The organism is Pseudomonas sp. LSJ-87 (genome assembly GCF_032971465.1).
Lineage (GTDB): Bacteria > Pseudomonadota > Gammaproteobacteria > Pseudomonadales > Pseudomonadaceae > Aquipseudomonas > Aquipseudomonas putida_Z.
Genome location: NZ_JAWJYQ010000033.1, coordinates 59,629 through 72,789, shown reverse-complemented (window position 1 = coordinate 72,789; position 13,161 = coordinate 59,629). Strand labels below are relative to the sequence as shown.

The following is a 13,161-nucleotide window of genomic DNA, read 5'->3' as shown; positions in this document are numbered from 1 at the left end:
TTTTTGGTTCAGCGGAAAGGAATCTTCAACAACACCGGGGGATGCGAATGAAGGTGACAAAAGACCTCGAGGAATTGCTCAAGCGTATCCGTCTCGATCACGCGGAGATTGCCGAACGCTTTCGCTTTCTCGACTGGAGCGCCGAAGACGCCAGGCGACTAGGTGCGGCAGCTCAGTACATGGCCCCGTCCCAGCAGGCTTTCGTCGACCATCTGTACCGTCACCTGGCGGAATTCTCCACGCCGTCTGCATTGCTTCGCACGCCGGAGGTCACCGCCCGTTTGAAGCAGAGCCAGGCCGAGTACTACCAGTGCCTGTGGGGCGGCCCCTACGATGAAACCTACGTCAACGGCCGCCTGCGTATCGGCGTGATCCACCAGCAGATCGGCCTGGAGTTGAAGTGGTACCTCGGCAGCTATCGGCTGTACCTCGACGACATGCTGGAAAGCGTGTTTGGCAACAGCCCGGATGCCACGCTCTATTCAAGCCTGTTGAAGGCGGTGTTCTTCGACATGACGCTGGCCATCGATACCTACAGTGCGGCCCAGCACAAGGCGCTGGAAGATAGCGAGGCTCGCTTTGCCCGCGCGCTACGCGGTGCCAACGACGGGCTGTGGGACTGGCACGTCGACCAGGATCGGCTTTACGTCTCGGAGCGCTGGGCCAGCATGCTTGGCCTCAGCCGCGATAGCATCGGCGAGAGCAGTTCCAGTTGGTTCGGTCGCGTGCACCCGGACGACCTGCCGGATTTTCGCCATGCCATCGATGCCCATCTACAAGGGCAGACATCGTCCGTTCACCATGAGTACCGTATCCGCAAGCACAGCGGTGACTACATCTGGGTCCTCGTGCGAGGGGTCGCCGAAATGACCACCCCTGGCGAGCTACGCATGGCTGGCTCGCAGTCCGATATCAGTGCACGCAAGGATGCCGAGCATCGCCTACAACATACCGCCCAGCACGACCCGTTGACCGGCCTGGCCAACCGCATCCGGCTTGACGAGCAGATGCAGAAGACCTTCAGGAAGCAGCGCAAGGGCGGTGACTACGAGGCGTTGCTGTTCATCGACCTGGACCGCTTCAAGCTGATCAACGATAGCCTCGGCCACAACGTCGGTGATCGCGTGCTGGTGGAAGTGGCTGTGCGCTTGAAAGAATCCCTGCGCCCCACTGACCAACTGTTCCGCTATTGCACGACAATGGCAAAGCCCTGGATGTGCTGCAGGCTGCCGACCTTGCCCTCTACCGAGCCAAGTCTGCCGGCAAGGCGCGCTTCGCCCACTACGACGAAACATTGCAAGACACCGCACAGCAGCATCTGGAACTGGAGTCCGCGCTAGGCCAGGCACTGCAACAGAATGAATTCGAGCTGTATTACCAACCGATCTATCGCCTGGACCAAGGGACACCGCTGGTGACCGGGGTCGAAGCGCTGCTGCGGTGGCGCCATGGCGAACGCTTGATCTCGCCACTGGAGTTCATCCCTGCGCTGGAGGAGTCGGGAGAGATCATCCGCGTCGGCGAATGGGTACTGCGCCAGGCTTGCCAGCAAAGGTCAGCTTTCCCTGGGACCGTGAAAGCCGGAACAACGAGTTCAGCTCCTGCTGGGTGCGCGTGTCGCAAGGCTGGGCCGGTGGCAGCTGGGGCGCGATGGCGATCCCGCGCATCGGCCAGGACGTGATCATCCAGTACGTCAACGGTGACCCCGACCAGCCGATGATTACCGGGCGTACCTACTGTGGTGATCAGCTCCCGCCCTACGACCTGCCCGACCACAAGACCCGCATGACCATCAAAAGCCAGACCCACAAAGGGGATGGTTTCAATGAGCTGCGCTTTGAGGACGAACTGGGCAAGGAAGAGGTATTCATCCACGCCCAGAAGGACCAGAACACCCAGGTCAACAACAACCAGTCTCTCACCGTCGGTGTTGATCGGACCCAGAGCATTGGCCAGGACGAGTCCGTTGCCATCGGCCGCAATCACCTGCGCGTGGTGAAAGCCAACGACACCCTGAAAGTCGGCGGCGGCAAAAACGACCTCATCGCCGGCGACTACGAGATCGAAGCAGGCAACACCCTGCGCCTCAAGTGCGGCAAGACACTGATCGAGATGCAGGCCAACGGCACGCTCAATATCACCTGCGAGACCTTCAACCTCACCGGGCAACAGACCGGACAGATCAACACGCCCGCAGCGAAGCTCGACCTCAACCCTGAGGGCGGAGCGGCGGGTGCCGCAGCGGATGGACGCGATAGCAGTGCACTGAAAGCCGATGTGGATGGGCATTTCAAGTAGCTGCTTGCACTTGCCCGTACGTAAAAAACTCCTGAAAGGACTCCCGCAATGACGGAATACCTGACTCACGACCTGATCCTCAATCTAGGCGAGGAAGCACCTGAAGACCTCACGCTCAACATGCTGCGCTTTCGTGCCCGAGACACCACGTTGGTGATGGCGCGCAGCCCCGTCGCCAATGACAAGACCCTGGACCAAGCCATCGATGACCAACTGCGGATGCTGCGGAAAAAGTCCGGGGCAATGACCATCACACCCACGAAGATCGCGCGTTTGGGGGGCGGTGAAAACTCCGTCGAAGCCCGCGAAATGGCCATTGAATTCAAGGTGGGGGACAAGCCCAACTTCCAGCTCCAGGCCGCCTGCATGATTCCAGGTCAGCACCGGCTGCTGGTGATCAACTACAGCAAGCCAAGCCCTTTGAGCAGCTCACCAACGAAAACGATGAATCGTATCGCTTTGGCTGGGACAAGCTGGACCGCCTAATCGCGCAGGAAGACCTGGATGGCAGTGGTCGCATTTATGAATACGACGTGTTGGATGGGGTCACCACCCTCACCCACGTGCCCTCTCCCCATGAACAAGCGCCTTTGTCCGAGAACGCCCCGGCAACTCGAACAACGCCGATTCGCCACGACTTCGAACGTGATGCCGTCGGCCGCCTGCTGAGCAAGCGCACCGAGGATGGCATTACCGACTACTGCTACGACACCGCCGACAACCTGTTGTCCATCACTTTCACAAATAATCAGGGTGAAGAACAGCAGCTTGAATACACCTACGACCCCGCAGGGCAACTGTTGAGCGAAACTAGCAGCGCCGGGCTGTTGCAGTATCTCTACGACGAGTTGGGCAACCTGCAGACGCTCACCCTCCCCGATCAACGCAATATCAATTACCTCTACTACGGCAGTGGGCACCTGCACCAGATCAACCTGGACGGCCGGGTCATTAGTGACTTTGAGCGTGATGCCGTGCATGACGAAGTCATGCGCACCCAAGGCAGCCTGATTACGCGCACCCGTTATGACAAAAGTGGGCGCTTGAGTGGCAAGGCAATCCACTACCGCGATGCCCCCGCTGAAGTTCTTCCGTTACTGGACAAAACCTATCGTTATGACGCCAGCGACAACCTTGTCGCCGAAGTGCTGACTCAGACCCAGCGCAAAGGCATGTCCTGCGCTCCCAGTGATGAAGATGCCCACCTCGAACAGGTCATCGGTCGCTTTCACAACCAACCCCATACGGGTAGGAGCTACACAGGCAGCAATCGGTATGGCTACGATCCCAACCAACAACTTCAAACCGTCCAACAGGCACGTCTCAACTGGCAGGCGACACAGGTCGAGGATTTCAAGTACGACAAGGCAGGAAACATGTTCGACGGGCCAAAGCTCAACGGACTATTGGAGCACAACCGTGTCCTCGCCTATCAGGACAAGCGCTACCGCTACGACCGCTTTGGCCGCTTAAGTGAGAAGCGAATCGGTAGCCATCGGTTGCAGCGCTTCGAGTATGACGCCGAACATAGGCTGGTGTGCCTGGAGCAGGAGAGATATGGTGAGGTTGAACGCATTGTATTTTCCTACGACCCGCTGGGGCGACGGGTCTGCAAGGCGATCTACAAGCCAGGCGAAGCTGAGCCATTATGCCGGACGCTGTTTCACTGGCAGGGATTACGCTTGCTACAAGAAGTACAGAGCTCACTGCCCACCCTTTATATCTATGCGAGCCCTAACAGCTATGAGCCACTAGCACGTATAGACGAGAATCTGAATGAAGAAGAAATACGGCATTTCCACTCCAACTTGGCCGGGTTGCCCGAACAGTTAACGGATGAAGATGGTCATACATTGTGGCGCATCGATTATCACGGTTGGGGAGCCACACGAGATGAATGGCGCAGTCCACAGCAAGAGCGCGAGCAGAATTTGCGATACCAAGGTCAGTACCTTGACCGAGAGACGGGGTTACACTACAACACGTTCAGATTTTATGATCCAGATGTGGGAAGGTTCACCACACCGGATCCTGCAGGGTTGGCAGGTGGAATAAACCTCTACCAGTACGGCCCCAACACCGCCGCATGGATCGACCCTCTGGGGCTTTGCCGCCGGGGGAATACACTAACGAAACGTCACATGGATCAAATTAGAGATCAGTTCTTACGTGACAATAAACTCTCACCTATGTCGCATACTCAAGGGGGACGACAGACAGGGACTGGCATTGAACTTAGAGAGACATACTTAAAGCCTCTACCTGGAGGATTAGGTCGGAAGGGAGGTTCATATACAGACATGACATTCACTGATGCCAAGGGCCGAACCGTATACATTCAAACAGTGGACAAAGGAAAAATCAACGGAATGTCACAACGCGAATGGGATAATGCCATCCGAATCACGAAACAAGACCCTAGCGCTATCGTAATCACCATCGTCAAAGGGAAAATTACTAGCCCAGGATCTTTAGACACCACCAACATGCCAGTCGGGCAAATCATAATAAGGTAATCAATAATGGCCAACAAAACACCAACACTCCTAGTATTTATGACGAAAGCCGATGAACTTAGCTTCTCCAAAGAACTGCTATCTCAACTTCCCGAGATAACATTTATCGAGACAGGAAAATGGGAGGAGCGATCACCCAAAATAATGCCCACGTTAAATGAATGCCACAATGACAGCCCACAGCACTCCATATGGAACAAACTAATACTACCAGAGCACATATACAGCAAAAATTATATATTCCCCAACGAGGATAGAAACTCCTACTTCGGGGCGACGATCGGCCCTGGTCTCATCCAGTACATCAGACCCAACATAGCAGACTACGATCCCACCTGCCTTCGAAATGGAAGACTATCTGCTTCATACGACCCCAAGAAAGACCCGGCAACCGATTTGTTTGTAAAAACAGTCTTTAAGATAGCTAGGAAGGGAGCGATGCAACTTTTTTCAATTGACCGCAAAAGCGGCAACATTTCCGAAAAACCAGAAAATAATTTCCTTGCATGGCCAGACGCTGCTAGTTATTACAGCGGACAAAATGGAAAGTACCTCACGAATAACGCCTTTGCATATTTCGTAGCAAGTAAAAAGCAACCCGATATCAAATAACCCTAACGAGTCCAGGAAAAGCATCTCATGACGACAACAGTTGTCACCTCAAAGCAGCGCCTAGGGCATGTACTCACCAGTAAATATGTTCAGAGTGCGCCTAGGCCTTGCCCCAAGAATTCGAGTCAGAGAGTTTCATTTCAAAACCCAAGAGGAAAGAACTAGAAACGTCTCGATCGAGCTATACCACCGCCACTGACCTCAACGCGACGGCAAACACATTCACACCCCATACAACCTTGAAAAAGTAACAGCTTGGAAGCATGCAGCCAAAGATCCCTACAGACACCCAGGGAGTGAGTTAATTGAGGTATTGCGAGATCTAAGAATTACAAAGGATTTTAAATGAAACTTTCCGAACTTATGCAGTCCGACACCTACACAACCTTCCTTGACGACTTAGACAAGCACATCCCTGAGAAAATAGATAGAAGCTCAAAAGTTCACAAACCCATTATAAATCTAATGGAAAAATGGATGCAACATGCCTCGCTTTCTTGCGAAGATTTGCTGCACACCATATCAAACCACCAAAAACATTTAATTGCTTACATCATAAAAAAACAAGCCACCTACAGAGAGCCAAATGGAGGCAGAGACAATATAATCAATCACGCCCCCAAGGTAAATTTCCCAATCGGCCACACTATTGAATACTACATAATATCGAAGAGAAAAATCGAACTACCAGAATACATAATAAAGATCCGAATACCCTACCCCAGACAATACGCAAGGGAAATTGAAAGAATATTCACTGAAACCAAGCCCTCATGACCAAAGTTGCTGTACCGGGAAAGTTCTAACAATTTTCCCCGAGCTGCAATAAGCAACTTCTTGACGCAGCAAAGTCGATTTTCAGGCATCGATCGCCTCCAAACCAGGGCTTTGCCCTAGTTCGTGGATGCTGCAGGCGCCCCCCCACCTTCAGCCGGTAGCTGCTGGGCTTGATGAAGAAGATCGGAGACCACACCTCACACCTCGTCCGAATATTCACAACGCTTAGCCATCACAGAATGCCTTTCCGTCGATGCGGGGGGACTCTGCAAAGTTTCAGCGTTCGAGGGGCGGTGATTGGGTTACTTGGGATTTCGTACAAAGCCTGGAAAGGCCCGAATGCCCACGGATCCTGATGGACCTGACTGAAACGAAAAAAGACGCCGAAGCGTCTTTTTTCAATGATTTACAGACTTCCATGAAACCCTGTAAATCTATATTTGGAGCGGGAAACGAGACTCGAACTCGCGACCCCGACCTTGGCAAGGTCGTGCTCTACCAACTGAGCTATTCCCGCGTCGTGATGGGTGCCATTCTAGCGATTTCTAAAACAGCGTCAACCCCTTGATTCAAAAAAACTTTTATTTCTGCTCCGAGCCTTCGCGCAGGTGCGGCCAGGCGGCCAGCAGGTAGTGCACCATCGACCACAGGGTCAGCCCCGCCGCCACCAGCAGCAGCGCGTAGCCGAGGATTACCCAGAAGGTCACCGCCGGCGGGTTGCCCAGCAGGATCACCAGCGCCAGCATCTGCGCCGCGGTTTTCCACTTGCCAAGGTTGGACACCGCCACATGCGCCCGCGCGCCCAGTTCGGCCATCCACTCGCGCAGCGCCGAAACCACGATCTCGCGGCCGATGATCACCGCGGCCGGCAGGGTCAGCCAGAAGTTGGCGTGGGTCTGCACCAGCAGCACCAGGGCCACCGCCACCATCAGCTTGTCGGCCACTGGGTCGAGGAAGGCACCGAACGGCGTACTCTGCTGCAGGCGGCGCGCCAGATAACCGTCCAGCCAGTCGGTGGCGGCGGCAACGGCGAACACGCTGCTGGCGGCCATGTAGCTCCAGTGATAGGGCACATAGAACAGCAGGATGAAGATCGGGATGAGCAGGACGCGTAGAACGGTGAGCAGGTTTGGAATATTCATCGGTACGACTGGCCGCAAGTTGAGCCCGCATTCTACTCGCTATGCAGGCTGGCATAAATCGACTCGGCAAGCTTTTTACTGATGCCGGGTGCTTTGGCGATTTCATCGACACTGGCGCGGTTGAGCTCCTGCAGGCCGCCGAAATGTTTCAGCAGGTCGCGCCGGCGCTTGGGCCCTACCCCGGCCACATCCTCCAGGCTGGACACCCGGCGGGCCTTGCCGCGGCGGGCGCGGTGGCCGGTGATGGCGAAACGGTGGGCCTCGTCGCGGATCTGCTGGATCAGGTGCAAGGCCGGTGAGTCGCCCTTGAGGGTGAACTCATGGTGCACGTCGTTCAGGTACAGGGTTTCGAAACCGGCCTTGCGCGTCACGCCCTTGGCCACGCCAAGCAGGGTCAGGTCGCTGAAGCCCAGCTCCTGCATCACGTCACGGGCCATGTTCAGCTGGCCCTTGCCGCCGTCCACCAGCAGCACATCGGGCAGCTTGCCCTCGCCATCCTTGATGCGCCCGTAACGGCGGGTCAGGGCCTGGTGCATGGCGGCGTAGTCGTCACCAGCGGTGACGCCTTCGATGTTGAAGCGACGGTAGTCGGACTTGAGCGGGCCTTCGGGGCCGAACACCACGCAGCTGGCCACGGTGGCTTCGCCGCTGGAATGGCTGATGTCGTAACACTCCAGGCGCTGCGGCACCTCGTCCAGGCCCAGCACCTCGGCCAGGGCCTCGAAACGTGCGGCCATGTGCTGGCGGTTGGCCAGGCGGGCATTGAGCGCCTGCTCGGCGTTGGTCACCGCCAGCTGCTGCCAGCGGGCGCGGGTACCGCGTACCCGGTGGCTGATGGTCAGCTCGCGGCCACGCAGGGTCTGCAGGGCTTCGCTGATGGCGGCGAAGTCTTCGTGCACCACGTTGACGATCAGTTCGCCCGGCAATTCGCGCTCGGCATTGCCCAGGTAGTACTGGGAAAGGAACGCGGCCATCACTTCGGCCACCTCCTCCTCGATGCCTACCTGCGGGAAGAAGTTCTTGCTGCCCAGCACCCGCCCGCCGCGCACGCTGATCAGGTGCACGCAGGCGCCGCCGGGGTTGACGAAGGCGGCGATAACGTCGACGTCGCCGCTGCCGCCTTCGATGTACTGCTGGTCCTGGACGCGGCGCAGCAAGGCGATCTGGTCGCGCAACTCGGCGGCCTTCTCGAAATTGAGGGCCATGGCGGCCTTCTCCATCTCGGCATTGAGTTCGTTGCCCAGTTGCTGGCTACGCCCTTCGAGGAACATCACCGAGTGGCGCACGTCCTCGGCATATTCCTCGGCGGTCACCAGGCCCGTGCAGGGCCCTTTGCAGCGTTTGATCTGGTACTGCAGGCATGGCCGGGTGCGGTTGGCGTAGTAGCTGTCTTCGCACTGGCGCACCGAAAATGCCTTTTGCAGCAGGCTGAGGCTTTCGCGAATGGCGCCGGCGCTGGGGTACGGGCCAAAGTAGCGGCCCTTGGCCTTCTTCGCCCCACGGTGAATGCCCAGCCGCGGGAACTCGCCGTCGGAAAGGAACACGTAGGGGTAGGATTTGTCATCGCGCAGCAGGATGTTGTACGGCGGCCGCCACTCCTTGATCAGGTTCTGCTCCAGCAGCAGCGCCTCGGTTTCGTTGGCGGTGATGGTGGTTTCGACCTGTGCGATGCGGGCCACCAGCGCGGCGGTCTTGGGCGCCAGGCCGGTCTTGCGGAAATAGCTGGCCAGGCGCTTCTTGAGGTTCTTGGCCTTGCCCACGTAAAGCAGCCGGGCTTCGCCGTCGAACATCCGGTAGACGCCCGGGCGACCACTGCAGGTAGCCAGGAATGCGCTGGCATCGAAAACTTGGGACATGAGGTTTTACAGGCTTGCGTCGACCATACCGTGGCGAACGGCCAGCAAGGTCAGTTCGACGTCGCTGGTGACCGAGAGTTTTTCAAAGATCCGATAACGGTAAGTATTGACGGTCTTGGGCGAGAGGCACAACTTGTCGGAGATGATCTGCACTTTCTGGCAGCCGACGATCATCAGGGCAATCTGGATTTCCCGCTCCGACAAGGCATCGAACGGCGAGCCCTGTGGCTGGAATGGCTTCAGCGCCATCTGCTGGGCAATCTGGGGGCTGATGTAGCGCTGGCCGGCGAAGGCCAGGCGGATGGCCTGGACCATTTCGTCAAGGCCGGCGCCCTTGGTCAGGTAGCCAGCAGCGCCGGCCTGCAGCAGGCGCGTAGGGAACGGGTCTTCCTCGCACACGGTCACGGCAACCACCTTGATGTCCGGGTGGCTGCGCAGCAGCTTGCGGGTGGCCTCCAGGCCGCCGATGCCGGGCATTTTCACATCCATCAGCACCACATCCGGCTTCAGTTCACGGGCCAGCCTGAGCGCCGACTCGCCCGAATCGCCCTCACCCACCACCTGCAGGCCATCGATGTCGGCCAGCATGCGTGTAATACCGGTTCGTACCAGATCGTGATCGTCGACCACTAAGACCCTAATCAAGCACACACCTCGTCAGCAGGGCGATTGGATCCCGCCACCTTAACAAAATTTTTCACGGCGGACCTAACGCATTCCTTCTGTCAGAAACACCTGACGTTCAACCGTGAGCGGCCTCACTGTCTGCCGGGATTTGTCGTTGTTGGTCAAACGCCGCAACAAGTGCCAGAGTGCCGCCTGATCGTCGCACGACAACTGCCGGAAAGCCCCCAGCAAACCGGACTCATCGGCGCTCAGCCCCTCGAGCGGTGCCGGGGTGCGGATACCGCTGAGCACATAGAGTGCATCCACGCCCCGGGTTGCCAATGCCGCCAGGTAATCGACCCGCGGCGAGCGTTCACCACTCTCGTATTTGCCCTGGGCATTGGGTTCGACCCCGCCGATATCGCCAAACACGCGCTGGGTCATCCCCAGACGCTCACGCTCTTCCCGCAGCCGCGGACCGATTCCATTCATGGGGGTCTCCTTATCCCTGATCACACTCATGTACGGCCTACCCACCTGCAGGCGGCCGTGAACGCCTGAGGTCACTATGCCGATGCTCACCAGTCGCGACAAGCCATCATTGAGCTATTAGTCGATCGTGCGCTGCATGCGCACAAAGCATTCGTCCTCACCCATTTCGACAAAGCCGTGGCGCTGGTAGAGCACACGCGCCGGGTTGCTGCGAAACACCATCAGCCGCAGCAGCGGCAGGTGCCGCTGGCGGGCCCACAGTGCCAACTGCTCCAGCACCCAGCTGCCGACCCCACGCCCACGGTGTTCGGGTAGCAGGTGCAACTCGCGGATGAACAGCGCCTGGCGGTCCTGGCTGAGGCTGCAGAAGCCGAGTACCGCGTCGCCTTCGGTCACCAGCCACTGCTCGCGCCAGCCCCAGGCTTCGTCGAAGGCTTCCTCTAGCCACAGCAGGTCGTATTCGCGGTAGTACGGCAGCATGGCGCGGCGCGTGAGGTCGCGGGCGAAGGTGCGGTGGGTGTCGTTGGCGGGGGTCAGTTTCAGGGACATCACATTTCGGACTCTTCGGTTTGCCAGGCCCGGCCCTATCGCCGGCAAGCCAGCTCCCACAGGTACAGCGATAGCCTGGAGGGCAGCACCGTACCTGTGGGAGCTGGCTTGCCGGCGATAGGGCCAGCACAACGAATATCAATCATGGGGCATAGCACACGGGCGAACTACCAGGCCCACGCCGGTCCAGTTCGTCCTCCAGCCATTCAGCCAACACCCGGGCATTGTTGTGCTCGGTATCCTTGCCCGCATAAAGCAATGTCAGCGTGCCCTTTCCGGCCAGGTCCAGCAGCGGGTACCAGTGCTCGGGGTGGGCTGCCAGCTCCTGCTGGTAACGCTGGGTGAAGCCGGCGAAATCCACTTCACCCTGGTGAAACGCCTTGCGCAACTCATCCGAGGGTGCAACTTCGCGCAACCACTGCCCGTGCAGGTCGTCCTTGCGCTTGTTACGCGGCCACAGGCGATCGACCAGCACGCGCTGACCGTCGTCTTGCTCAACCGCATCGTAGACACGCTTGCAGCGAATCATGGGTTTCTCCTGCCACTACCGTCCGTCTTGAGCCTAGATAAATCATTGATCGAGGTCACGGCCGGGTTACGAATTGTTTCTATGCTCAAGGCCTTCGGCACCCTTGCCCCCCCGACCGGAGCCACCATGGCAACCCCTTCACTGGCCAGCCTGCCGCAACTGGCCCAACGCGATGCCCGCCCACAACTTGCCCACAAGCCCGGGCGAGCCACCCTGGTGTTGTTCTTCGGCCTGCTGCTGGCCGGTATCGCCTACACCGCCTGGAGCCTGAAGCAGGATGTGACGGCCAGCGGCACGGTAATCACCACGGTCACACCATTCCTGCTGCTGGGCCTGGCGTTGCTGATTGCCCTGGGCTTCGAGTTCGTCAATGGCTTCCATGACACCGCCAATGCAGTGGCCACCGTCATCTACACCCACTCGTTGCCGGCCCCCGTCGCCGTGGTCTGGTCCGGGCTGTGCAACTTCCTCGGGGTGTTGCTTTCCAGCGGCGCGGTGGCATTCGGCATCATCGCCCTGCTGCCGGTGGAGCTGATTCTGCAGGTCGGCTCCTCGGCCGGTTTCGCCATGGTCTTCGCCCTGCTGCTGGCGGCGATCATCTGGAACCTCGGCACCTGGTGGCTGGGCCTGCCGGCCTCATCCTCGCACACCCTGATCGGTTCGATCATCGGGGTGGGCGTGGCCAACGCGCTGATGCACGGGCGCGACGGTACCAGCGGCGTGGACTGGGCCCAGGCCAGCAAGGTCGGTTATGCCCTGCTGTTTTCGCCACTGATCGGCTTTGCCTGTGCCGCCCTGTTGCTGCTGGCCCTGCGCGCGCTGGTCAAGCGCAAGGAGCTGTACCAGGCGCCGGAAGGCCAGACACCACCACCGTGGTGGATTCGCGGCGTACTGATCCTGACCTGCACCGGGGTGTCCTTTGCCCACGGCTCCAACGACGGCCAGAAAGGCATGGGCCTGATCATGCTGATTCTGGTTGGCACCCTGCCGATGGCTTACGCATTGAACAAGACCATGCCCAATGAACAGGCCATGCAGTTTTCCGCGGTCGCCGAGGTAACCCGCCAGGCACTGGTGCGCGGCGCCCCGCAAGCAGCACCGGCCGACCCACGCCAGGTACTGACCACGTTCATTGCCGAGCCCAGGGCCAACCCGCAACTGATACCGGCGCTGGCGGCACTGGCCGGCATGATCGGCGAAGAGGTCAAAGGTTATGGCTCGCTCAAGCGGGTACCGGCCGAAGCCATGGCCAACGTGCGCAACGACATGTACCTGACCAGCGAAGCCATCCGCCTGATCGAGAAGAACCAGCTGGTGGTGTTCGATGCAGGCACGCGCAGCCAGGTGCTGTTGTTCAAGACCCAGCTGGACGACGCCACCCGCTACATCCCGCTGTGGGTGAAAGTGGCCGTGGCCATCGCACTGGGGCTGGGCACCATGGTCGGCTGGCGGCGCATCGTGGTGACGGTAGGCGAGAAGATCGGCAAGGCCCACCTCAGCTATGCCCAGGGGGCTTCGGCCGAAGTGGTGGCAATGTGCACCATTGGTGCGGCGGACATGTTCGGGTTGCCGGTGTCGACCACCCACGTGCTGAGTTCCGGGGTGGCCGGGACCATGGTGGCCAACGGGTCGGGGATACAGAAGCGCACGCTGGTCAACCTGCTGATGGCCTGGGTGCTGGCCTTGCCGGCAGCGATGCTGTTGGCCGGCAGCCTGTACTGGCTGCTGCACCACATCTTCTGAGCCTGAAGACAGTTTCGCCTTCACTGGCCCTATCGCCGGCA

The 13,161-nt window shown here is 58.7% G+C and carries 12 protein-coding genes, 1 tRNA gene and 2 pseudogenes; 8 read left to right on the top strand and 7 right to left on the bottom strand.

Going from position 1 to position 13,161, the window contains the following annotated elements; translation table 11 throughout:
* Positions 1–47: 47 nt before the first annotated feature.
* The 7 genes and pseudogenes from RYH74_RS19705 to RYH74_RS19675 all read left to right on the top strand — a co-directional run bounded on the left by RYH74_RS19705 (position 48) and on the right by RYH74_RS19675 (position 6,203).
* Positions 48–1,340: a protoglobin domain-containing protein gene (locus tag RYH74_RS19705; protein WP_317409956.1), complete on the top strand. Its 1,293-nt coding sequence runs from the start codon at positions 48–50 to the stop codon at positions 1,338–1,340.
* Positions 1,295–1,504 (top strand): annotated as a pseudogene (locus RYH74_RS19700) (EAL domain-containing protein); the annotation flags it as partial. The gene RYH74_RS19705 and the pseudogene RYH74_RS19700, both read left to right, overlap by 46 nt.
* Positions 1,505–1,551: 47 nt before the next feature.
* Positions 1,552–2,298: pseudogene (locus RYH74_RS19695) on the top strand (type VI secretion system Vgr family protein); the annotation flags it as partial.
* Between the two features lie 48 nt (positions 2,299–2,346).
* Positions 2,347–2,784: a DcrB-related protein gene (locus RYH74_RS19690; RefSeq protein ID WP_317409955.1), complete on the top strand. Its 438-nt coding sequence runs from the start codon at positions 2,347–2,349 to the stop codon at positions 2,782–2,784.
* 47 nt (positions 2,785–2,831) lie between these two features.
* On the top strand, positions 2,832–4,814 hold the full coding sequence (locus tag RYH74_RS19685) for an RHS repeat-associated core domain-containing protein (RefSeq protein WP_317409954.1): 1,983 nt from the start codon (positions 2,832–2,834) through the stop codon (positions 4,812–4,814).
* Positions 4,815–4,820: 6 nt separating this feature from the next.
* The gene (locus RYH74_RS19680) at positions 4,821–5,426 is read left to right on the top strand and encodes a hypothetical protein (protein ID WP_139833460.1); all 606 of its coding nucleotides are present in this window, start codon (positions 4,821–4,823) and stop codon (positions 5,424–5,426) included.
* Between the two features lie 345 nt (positions 5,427–5,771).
* The gene (locus RYH74_RS19675) at positions 5,772–6,203 is read left to right on the top strand and encodes a hypothetical protein (protein ID WP_317409953.1); all 432 of its coding nucleotides are present in this window, start codon (positions 5,772–5,774) and stop codon (positions 6,201–6,203) included.
* 441 nt (positions 6,204–6,644) lie between these two features.
* Here the strand turns inward: RYH74_RS19675 and RYH74_RS19670 are convergent.
* The 7 genes from RYH74_RS19670 to RYH74_RS19640 all read right to left on the bottom strand — a co-directional run bounded on the left by RYH74_RS19670 (position 6,645) and on the right by RYH74_RS19640 (position 11,377).
* A tRNA-Gly gene (locus RYH74_RS19670) sits at positions 6,645–6,720 on the bottom strand.
* Positions 6,721–6,784: 64 nt separating this feature from the next.
* Positions 6,785–7,345 carry a CDP-diacylglycerol--glycerol-3-phosphate 3-phosphatidyltransferase gene (gene pgsA, locus RYH74_RS19665; RefSeq protein WP_025339908.1) on the bottom strand — a complete coding sequence of 187 codons (561 nt, stop codon included), beginning with the start codon at positions 7,343–7,345 and terminating at the stop codon, positions 6,785–6,787.
* Positions 7,346–7,377: 32 nt separating this feature from the next.
* Positions 7,378–9,201 carry an excinuclease ABC subunit UvrC gene (uvrC, locus tag RYH74_RS19660; protein ID WP_013973365.1) on the bottom strand — a complete coding sequence of 608 codons (1,824 nt, stop codon included), beginning with the start codon at positions 9,199–9,201 and terminating at the stop codon, positions 7,378–7,380.
* 6 nt (positions 9,202–9,207) lie between these two features.
* Positions 9,208–9,846, bottom strand: a complete 639-nt coding sequence (gene uvrY / locus RYH74_RS19655; RefSeq protein WP_015271036.1) for a UvrY/SirA/GacA family response regulator transcription factor — start codon at positions 9,844–9,846, stop codon at positions 9,208–9,210.
* 63 nt (positions 9,847–9,909) lie between these two features.
* Positions 9,910–10,299 carry a helix-turn-helix domain-containing protein gene (locus RYH74_RS19650; RefSeq protein ID WP_025339909.1) on the bottom strand — a complete coding sequence of 130 codons (390 nt, stop codon included), beginning with the start codon at positions 10,297–10,299 and terminating at the stop codon, positions 9,910–9,912.
* A 117-nt stretch (positions 10,300–10,416) separates the two neighbouring features.
* A complete protein-coding gene (locus RYH74_RS19645; RefSeq protein ID WP_075045798.1) occupies positions 10,417–10,848 on the bottom strand; it encodes a GNAT family N-acetyltransferase in 432 nt (143 codons plus the stop codon).
* A 142-nt stretch (positions 10,849–10,990) separates the two neighbouring features.
* Positions 10,991–11,377: a DUF488 domain-containing protein gene (locus tag RYH74_RS19640; RefSeq protein ID WP_286100211.1), complete on the bottom strand. Its 387-nt coding sequence runs from the start codon at positions 11,375–11,377 to the stop codon at positions 10,991–10,993.
* 126 nt (positions 11,378–11,503) lie between these two features.
* On the opposite strand from RYH74_RS19640, the gene RYH74_RS19635 reads away from it, so the two are divergent.
* Entirely contained in the window at positions 11,504–13,120 is a 1,617-nt protein-coding gene (locus tag RYH74_RS19635; RefSeq protein WP_317409952.1) for an inorganic phosphate transporter, read from the top strand.
* The last annotated feature ends 41 nt before the right edge of the window (positions 13,121–13,161 follow it).